Source organism: Micrococcus sp., assembly GCF_030523875.1.
Classification (GTDB): Bacteria; Actinomycetota; Actinomycetes; order Actinomycetales; family Micrococcaceae; genus Micrococcus.
In genome coordinates this window covers 1-2,521 of the sequence record NZ_JAUNHR010000148.1, presented here as the reverse complement: position 1 = coordinate 2,521, position 2,521 = coordinate 1, and the positions used below count along the sequence as shown (strand labels likewise).

The 2,521-nt window shown below is 80.1% G+C and carries 1 protein-coding gene; it reads left to right on the top strand.

What is annotated here, in order from left to right:
* The coding region (locus Q4D18_RS11540) for a hypothetical protein (protein ID WP_303128550.1) at window positions 1-2,344 on the top strand (2,344 nt) is incomplete at its 5' end.
* Window positions 2,345-2,521: the final 177 nt, after the last annotated feature.

Below are 2,521 nucleotides of genomic sequence, written 5' to 3'. Positions count from 1 at the left end.
CGCCCCGAACCCCGTGGCGGACGAGGCGGTGCGGCCCCCCGGCGTCGAGCGCGCCGCGGCCGCCCCCCCCGCCGCGACGGGGCAGCTCACCGAGGCCGAGGCCGCCGAGACGGCGGCGCGCACGGGGCTCGAGCAGCTGCGCCGCACCGGACAGGCGCTGCAGGCCGCCGCCGACTGGGTCCAGCGGGAGAGCGCCCACCGGGCTGCGGCCGAGACGGCCGCCGCGGACCGTGCCGCGGTGGAGGGCCATCGGCGGGCCGAGGCCGTGGTGACCGCGGCGGGACGGGCCGAGCAGGCCCGCGCCGCCGCCGCGGCCGCCGAGGAGGACGCGCGCGGGGCGCGGGACCGGACCGAGGCGGACGCCACGGCCGCCGGGTGGCTCACCGCCGCCCTCGCCGAGCACGACGACGAGAAGCGGGCCGTCCGCGCCGCGCTCCAGGCCGGGACCTCGGCCGCGGAGTCGATCGCCGCGGCCGTGAGGGACCGCGACCGCAGCGCAGGGTTGCAGGCGAAGCAGCAGGCCGCCGCGCAGCGCCGGGCGGCCATCGTGGGCGAGCGCGGGTCGGCCGAGGAGGAGCATGCCGCCCGCGCCGAGGAGGTGGCGGCGCTGCGTGAGGAGGTCGAGGCCGGAGCGGCCCGTCTCGGCGCCCAGGAGTCCGTCGAGGCCGAGCTGGCCGCCGCGCGGGGCCGGCTGACGGCCGCCGAGACGGCCGCCGCCCGGGCGGCCGAGGTCGAGGCGGCGGAGCAGGCCCACGGGAAGGCCGGGGCCGCCGAGGAGAGGGCAGCGCGGAAGCGGCTGGACCTGCTCCGGGCTCGCTACGAGCAGGCCGCCTCCGAGCTGGCCGCGCAGCTCGAGGACGGCGAGCCGTGCCCGGTGTGCGGCGCGGTGGAGCACCCGCGGCCGGCCGCACCGGCGGACGGGGACGAGCAGGTCACCGCGGCCGCCGTCCAGCGGGCGGAGAAGGCCCTGGACAAGGCGGCCGCCGCCACGGCCGCGGCCGCGGCCGAGCTGAGCGGGGCGCAGTCCCGCCTGCAGGAGGCCCGGACCGCCGCCGGCGGCCTGGACCCGGAGCAGGCCGCCGCCGCCGTCGGGACTGCCGAGGCGGCGACGGCGGAGCTGGCCGCGGCGAAGCGGGACCTGGCCGCCACGCGACGTCGGCTCACCGCCGCCCAGACGCGGCAGGAGGCCGCCGCCGCACGGCTGGCCGCTCTCGCCACGGAGGACGGCCGGCTCGAGGAGCAGTCCGTCCAGCGCGCCGAGCGCATCGCCGAGCTCGAGGAGGCCGTCGCCGCGGCCGCCGGAGGGGCCGAGGACCTGGAGGCCCGCCGGGACGCCGTCGACGCCGGCCGTCCCCTCCTGGAGGCCCTCGACGAGGCCCTCGCCCGTTGCGCCTCCACGACGACGCTGGCGGCCCAGGCCGACGAGGCCCTGCACGCCGCCCTCGCGGAGAAGGGCTTCCCGGACGTGGCCGCGGCCCGCGCCGCACGGCTCGAGCCCGAGCAGGTCGCCGCGCGGGAGGAGGCCGTGCAGGCCTTCGGCCGCGAGGCCTCGGCCCTGGCCGCGCTCGCCGCGACCGCGCTGGTCCAGGACGGGCGCGCCCTGCGCGAGGCGGGGACCCCGGCCCCGGACGAGGAGCGGCTCTCCGCGGCCGAGCGACGGATCGAGGCCGCCGAGGCCCGCGCCCGCGAACGCGGCGCCGCCGTCGGGTCCCGTGCGGCCCTCGTGGCGGCGGTGCGCCGCCAGTCCGCCGCCCTGAGGGAGGTCCTCGACCGGGCCGCGGACCTGATCGCCGAGCACGAGCGGGTCGCCGGCCTGCTCGCCCTGGTGCGGGGCGCGGGGGAGAACCGCCTGAAGATGCCCTTGACCAGCTACGTGCTGGCCGGCCGGCTCGAGGAGGTCGCCGCCGCGGCCACCGAGCGCCTGCTGCGGATGACCGACGACCGCTACTCCCTGGAGTACGCGGACGAGGTGGGCGGACGCGGCACCAAGGGCCTGGAGCTCGTGGTGCGGGACCACTACGTGGACGAGGTCCGGCACCCCAGCAGCCTGTCCGGCGGGGAGACCTTCATGGCCTCGCTGTCCCTCGCACTCGGCCTCGCCGACACCGTGCAGGCCGAGTCCGGGGGCATCGAGCTGGACACCCTCTTCGTGGACGAGGGCTTCGGGTCCCTGGACTCGCAGACCCTGGACGTGGTCATGGGCGTGGTGGACTCGCTGCGCAGCGGCGGCCGCACCGTCGGCCTGGTCAGCCACGTGGAGCGCATGAGGAACGACATCCCCACCCGCCTGGCCGTCACCAAGGACCGCCGGGGCTCCACCCTGGCCGTCCACGACGGCGACTGACCCCGTCCGTCACGTCGGCTCAGGCGCGGCGGATGCGGCTCCGCACCGCGGTGCCCGCCCGGGAGATCCGGCCGCGCAGCCCGGACCGGACGGGCCGCGCCACGGCGGACCCGGTGCCGGCCGTCGACGCGGGGACCGCGGCCGAGGGAGCGGCCGCCGCACCGGCCGCGGCGCGCG